The organism is Kitasatospora putterlickiae, assembly GCF_039527695.1.
Lineage (GTDB): Bacteria > Actinomycetota > Actinomycetes > Streptomycetales > Streptomycetaceae > Kitasatospora > Kitasatospora putterlickiae.
In genome coordinates this window covers 1-5,612 of record NZ_BAAAKJ010000168.1, presented here as the reverse complement: position 1 = coordinate 5,612, position 5,612 = coordinate 1, and the positions used below count along the sequence as shown (strand labels likewise).

The following is a 5,612-nucleotide window of genomic DNA, read 5'->3' as shown; positions in this document are numbered from 1 at the left end:
TGAGGTCCTGCTCGGAGGAGATGTCGGGGCCCGCGCACTCGTGCAGGGCGCCGATGCCGAGTTCGGCGGCGCGGGCCAGGGTGGCCTGCTGGGCGGCGCGGCGCTGCCCGGGGGTGAGCCGGGCGAGCGCGGTGCGCCGCACGGCGTGGTGGGCGTCGCGGGTGAGCGGGCCGTCGGCGTCGAACCCGGGCCGCTCGGCGAGGCCGTCGGTGAGCGCGCGCAGCGCGGTGGTGGCGAGCGCGGAGTGCACATCGGTGCGGGAGAGGTAGACGGCGGCGACCCCGGCGGCGGCGTCCAGCTCGGCGAGGGTCGGCGGGCGGCCCTCCGGCCAGCCGCTCTCGTCCCAGCCGTGGCCGATCAGCACGCCGCCGGGCTCCTGGGCGGCGGCGAAGGCGGTGAGCGCGGCCAGGGCGGCGGGCAGCGAGGGGGCGCCGGTGAGGTCGAGGCCGGTGAGCGCGAGGCCGGTGGAGGTGGCGTGCACATGGGCGTCGACGAAGGCGGGGGTGACCAGGGCGCCGTCCAGCTCGACGATCTCGTCGGCGGTCTGCGCGTACGCCTCGGCGGCGCCGTCGCTGCCGACCCAGGCGACGTGCTCGCCCTCGACGAGCATCGCGGTGGCGAAGGGGTCGGCCGGGCTGTAGACGGCGCCGCCGCGCAGCAGGACGGTCCTTGAGGTGCTTTCGGTCATGCGGCCTAGTCTGCACCCCCGCCGGACCTGCTCAGAGCTTCGGGGGTCGGGCCTCGTAGGGGGTGGACAGGACGACGGTGGTGCGGGTGGAGACGCCGGCGGCGCTGCGGATGCGGGCCAGCAGGTCCTCCAGGTCGCCCGGGGCGCCGACGCGGACCTTGAGGATGTAGTTCTCCTCGCCGGCGACGCTGTGACAGGCCTCGATCTCGGGCAGGTCGGCGAGGCGCTCGGGCGTGTCGTCGGGGGCGCTGGGGTCGAAGGGTTTGACCGAGATGAAGGCGGTCAGCGCCAGGTCGACGGCGTCCGGGTCGACGATCGCGGTGTAGCCGCGGATCACCCCGCGCTGCTCCAGCCGGCGCACCCGCTGGTGCACCGCCGAGGTGGACAGGCCGGTGGCCTTGCCCAGGTCCGTGTAGCTCATCCGGCCGTCCTGGAGGAGCAGCTGGACGATGCGTTGATCGAGATCCTCCACAAGGCGCAAACCTACCCCCTCGGGGGCGCGCGGACGGCCGCGCGGGGGGCGCACGGGCTCCGGCCACGGAGGCGCACGCGGGGCCGGAAGGGGGGTACGGCGCGTCACCCGGCGCGCCCCGGGGTGTCGCGCGGGCACATGCCGGACGAATGTGGCGAAGGACACACCCGGTGCATCACAGTGCGACGAACCGCAGGGTTATGAGTCCGTTTCGGCGGGAAGTGCTGGTTGTGGCCCCGGGCGACCACGCCGGGCCCGATCCGAGGGGGATCACCATGCGCGTTACCGACCAGCGCCCGACGGGCGCGGACGACGCCCACGATATGACCGACCGCGAGGACCTCGCGGTCCCGTACGAGAGCGCGCCGGGGGTGGATCCGGGCGAGGTCGACACCTGGGAGATCGTCCGGGTGCACTGCCCGTCCTGCCGGCGCCCGATCGCCCTGGTGGGCGACGAGGAGCGGCTGCCGCAGCACGCCGTCCTGCCGCGCCCCTGGCACCCCTTCTCGCCCTCGCTCTGCCCCGGCTCGGGCACGCCGACGGACGACCTGATCGAGGTGGAGAGCGCGGAGGAGGCCGGGTCCGCCGGCCTGGACGGTCTGCTGACGCCGCCGGGCGAACTCGACTGGCGCACCCAGCCGTTCTCGCACGCGCTGGTGCACCGCCCGGTCCGCTCGGCCCCCGCGCCGGCCATCCCGGAGCAGCGCGGCCGCTTCTCGCGCCGCTGAACCCCCGCCCACCGCCACAGACCTGACGGCCCGACAGCACGCGAGCCCCCGGCCGTCGCTCCGCACCCTGGAGCGACGGCCGGGGGCNNTGGCTCTGCTTTCGCCCGCTCGCCTCCGGGGCGCTCTTGTCCGGCGCCGACGGTCGGCGGGCGCTGCGCCACCTCCTTCGTCGGCGGCTTGACCCTTCTCCCTTTCGGCACCGGCGCGCCCCTTCGGCTCGGGGCGGAGTGGCCTTCGGCCCGTGCCGAGGCAGGCGGGCGGGTGGTCCGTGCCGGGGCGGGCGGTCCGTGCCGGGGCGGGCGGTCCGTGCCGGGGCGGGCGGTCCGTGCCGGGGCGAGGGCCTCCGGCCCGTGCCCGGGTGGGCGGGGCACCGGCCCGTACGCGGGTGGGCGGTGGGGTCAGGACTTGGTGAGGTGGCGGCCGATCACCAGGCGCTGGATCTGGTTGGTGCCCTCGACGATCTGCAGCACCTTGGCCTCGCGCATGAAGCGCTCGGCCGGGAAGTCCTGGGTGTAGCCGTAGCCGCCGAGCACCTGGACCGCGTCGGTGGCCACCCGCATCGCGGCGTCGGTGCAGAACAGCTTGGCCATCGCCGCCTCCTTGGAGAACGCCAGCCCCGCGTCGCGCCGGCGGGCGGCGGACAGGTAGAGCGAGCGGCCGGCCTCGATCTGGGTGGCCATGTCGGCCAGCATGAACGACAGGCCCTGGAAGTCGGCGATCGGGCGGCCGAACTGGCGGCGGGTGCGCGCGTAGTCGACGGCGAGGTCGAGCGCGGCCTGGGCGACGCCGATCGCGCACGCGGCGATGCCGAGCCGGCCGGAGTCCAGCGCGGCGAGCGCGATCTGGAAGCCCTGGCCCTCGGTGCCGATCAGCCTGTCGCGGGAGACCCGGGCGCCGTCGAAGTGCAGCTGGGCGGTCGGCGAGGACTTCATGCCCATCTTCTGCTCCGGCGGGGCGGCCGAGAGGCCGGTCTGGGTGCCGGGCACCAGCAGACAGCTGATGCCGCGCGCGCCCTCCTCGCCGGTGCGCACCAGCGCGCTGTAGAAGTCGGCCCGGCCGCCGTGGGTGATCCAGGCCTTGGTGCCGTTCACCACGTACTCGTCGCCGTCCAGGTCGGCGCGGGTGCGCAGGGCGGCGGCGTCGGAGCCGGACTGCGGCTCGGAGAGGCAGTAGGCGCCGAGCTGCTCGCCGGAGAGCATGCCGGGCAGCCAGCGGCCGCGCTGCTCGTCGGTGCCGAAGGTGGCGAGGGCGTGGCAGGAGAGGGTGTGCACGCTGACCCCGAGGCCGACAGCCAGCCAGCCGGAGGCCAGCTCCTCCAGGACCTGGAGGTAGACCTCGTAGGGCTGGTCGCCGCCACCGTGGCGCTCCTCGTAGGGGAGCGAGAGCAGTCCGGCGTCGCCGAGCGTGCGGAAGACCTCGCGCGGGAAACGGCCGGCCGCCTCGTCCTCCGCGGCGCGCGGCAGCAGCTCGCGCTGGACGAGGTCGCGGGTGAGGCCGAGCAGCTCGCGGGCCTCCTCGCTGGGCAGCTGGCGCTCGACGGCCTTCGCGGGGGAGGTGGTCATGGTGGCTGGTCGCCTCCTCGGTCGTGCGCCGGCCCCGGGTGTGATCGGGCCCGCGCGGGGTGTGGCAGCTCGGCCCGGCCGGCACCGGATCGCGGTGAACGGCCGTTCACATGCCCGGCGATGCGAGTATGCCCGATCATGGCGCCGCCGTCACGACCTGCACGGGATCACTGTCCGTATCGGCGCACCGGCCCCCGTAGGGTTGACGTTGTGGCTGCTTCCGAGACCTCCGAGACCCCGGTAATGGGGCCCCGCGCCATCGACCCGCCCGACGCCACCGAGGCGACCGACGCGCTGGCCGCGCTCGCCGCCGGGCTGCGGGCGCTGCCGCCGTCCTGCGGCCCGGTGCGACTGGTGGCGGTGGACGGGCACGCGGGCTCGGGCAAGACGACCTTCACCGGCCGGCTGGCGGCGGCGCTGGGCGGCGCCCCGGTGGTGCACCTGGACGACCTGGCGACGCACGCCGAGCCGTTCGGCTGGACCGGCCGGCTGCGCACCGAGGTGCTGGAGCCGCTGGCGGCGGGGCGGGACGCCGCGCACCGGGTCTACGACTGGACGCTGCGCCGGTTCGCGGGGACGGCCGCAGTGCCGCTCGCGCCGGTGGTACTGGTCGAGGGGGTGGGCGCCGGGCGGCGCGCCGTGCGCCCCTGGTTGAGCCGGTTGGTGTGGATGGAGCTCGACGCGGCGGCGGCCCGGCGGCGTGGCGAGCGGCGCGACGGCCCGGAGCTGGCGGAGTTCTGGGCCGGCTGGGCGCTCGCCGAATCGGCGCATTTCGCCGCCGACCCGAGCCGGCCGTACGCCGGCACGGTGGTCGACGGGGTGACCGGGCGGATCGCGCCGAGCACCGTCGGTGAAACTTCAACAACCACCTTGACCTGCGGTCTCGCCGCGAATTAGGTTCTCACTCGTTGCCGGAGCCGCTGAATCCGCAACCCCGGAACCGGCATCCCCGGCTTGTTCCCCCGTGAGCCGGGGGTGCCGTCCGCCCCGCCCTCCCCCGCTCCGGCCGGCCGTCAACGGCCGCCCGTCCGATCGCTTTTGACATCGTGCGGCACCCTTCCGGATCAGCTCCGCGCCGGTACGATTCCTGGCAGGCGCATATGCGCCCCGGGGGCAGACGACCACCGGCGGGGTCCGCGCACCACCGCACAGGTCGGGCCCCGAGCCACACCGCGGGGGGCGTTGAGTGACGACGGAGAGTTCCCAGAGCAACAACGCGGGCGGCCCGGCACCGAACCGGCTCGCCGACCGCGCCTGGCTGCGTGCCATGGACGCCTACACGGCCGGGGCGTACAGCCGCGCCGAGGAGGAGTTCCGCGCCGCCGTGCGGCTCGACCCCGGCATGGCCGACGCCTGGCTCGGCCTGCACGCGCTGCGCAGCGACACCTCCGGCGCGCTGCTCGCGATGTACCGCCACCGCAAGCGGTTCGGCGAGCAGCGCCACCGGCACGCCCGACCGCTCAGCTCCTGGTACTGGCTCGGCTGGTGGGTGCAGCCGGTCCTGGAGACCCCCCGCGACCTCGCCCTCGCGCACGCCTCGCACTGGCTGGACGGCCGCCATCTCACCGAGCTGGACCAGGCGTTGGAACAGTGCCCGACGCCGGCCGAGGACCCGTCGGCACGCTTCCTGCACGCCTGCCGCTCCTATCTGCTCAAGGACTGGGAGCAGTTGATCCGGGACACCGACCGGCTGCTCGACGACCAGCTGCTCGGCATCGAGGCCGGGCTCTTCGCCGGCATGGCCCGGGTCCGGCTGGACATGTGCGCCCAGGCCCAGGTGCCGCTCGCCGCCTCGCTCGCCCGCTGCCGCTCCGAGCAGCCCCAGCGCAAGGAGCTGCGGTACTGGCTGGGCCGCGCCTACGAGGGCGCCGGGCGCAGCGCGGCCGCGTTACCGCTCTACCGGGCGGTGCACCGGGCCGATCCGTCGTTCATGGACGCCGCGGCCCGGCTCACGGCGATCTCCGCCGAGGACGCCGTCGCCGACACCCTGCTGGACGCCGTCGGTGGCGGCGGCCGGGAGGCCGGGCGGTTCGGCGGACCGGAGGAGGACGCGCTGGACGCCGCGCTGCTGGACCCGCCGGACTTCGAGGCGCTCGGCGGCGGGGCGGCCGGGGCGGACGCCGGGGCCGGCTTCCCCGGGCTCCCGGACCCCTTCGGCGGAC

At 75.7% G+C, this 5,612-nt stretch carries 5 protein-coding genes and 1 pseudogene; 3 read left to right on the top strand and 3 right to left on the bottom strand.

Annotated elements, in window-relative coordinates; all coding sequences use genetic code 11:
* A partial coding sequence (locus ABD308_RS17330) for an amidohydrolase family protein (protein ID WP_344335303.1) occupies window positions 1–688 on the bottom strand: 688 nt, incomplete at its 3' end.
* 31 nt (window positions 689–719) lie between these two features.
* Window positions 720–1,160, bottom strand: coding sequence for an Lrp/AsnC family transcriptional regulator (locus ABD308_RS17325; RefSeq protein WP_344335302.1), 441 nt, complete (start codon window positions 1,158–1,160; stop codon window positions 720–722).
* A 275-nt stretch (window positions 1,161–1,435) separates the two neighbouring features.
* Between ABD308_RS17325 and ABD308_RS17320 the strand changes: the two genes are divergently transcribed.
* Entirely contained in the window at window positions 1,436–1,888 is a 453-nt protein-coding gene (locus tag ABD308_RS17320; RefSeq protein ID WP_344335301.1) for a hypothetical protein, read from the top strand.
* Window positions 1,889–2,286: 398 nt separating this feature from the next.
* On the opposite strand, the gene ABD308_RS17315 is transcribed toward ABD308_RS17320, so the two are convergent.
* The gene (locus ABD308_RS17315; RefSeq protein WP_344335300.1) at window positions 2,287–3,450 is read right to left on the bottom strand and encodes an acyl-CoA dehydrogenase family protein; all 1,164 of its coding nucleotides are present in this window, start codon (window positions 3,448–3,450) and stop codon (window positions 2,287–2,289) included.
* 243 nt (window positions 3,451–3,693) lie between these two features.
* On the opposite strand from ABD308_RS17315, the gene ABD308_RS17310 reads away from it, so the two are divergent.
* Both ABD308_RS17310 and ABD308_RS17305 read left to right on the top strand, forming a co-directional pair.
* Complete coding sequence (locus tag ABD308_RS17310; protein WP_344335323.1) at window positions 3,694–4,347, top strand: uridine kinase family protein; 654 nt, start codon at window positions 3,694–3,696, stop codon at window positions 4,345–4,347.
* A gap of 370 nt (window positions 4,348–4,717) precedes the next feature.
* Window positions 4,718–5,612, top strand: a pseudogene (locus ABD308_RS17305) (AAA family ATPase); the annotation flags it as partial.

What these genes read in the sequence shown, in the direction of transcription:
- ABD308_RS17320 (WP_344335301.1), top strand. Translation starts at nt 1,436, where the DNA reads ATGCGCGTTACCGACCAGCGCCCGACGGGCGCGGACGACGCCCACGAT.
- ABD308_RS17315 (WP_344335300.1), bottom strand. Translation starts at nt 3,450, where the DNA reads ATGACCACCTCCCCCGCGAAGGCCGTCGAGCGCCAGCTGCCCAGCGAG.
- ABD308_RS17310 (WP_344335323.1), top strand. Translation starts at nt 3,694, where the DNA reads ATGGGGCCCCGCGCCATCGACCCGCCCGACGCCACCGAGGCGACCGAC.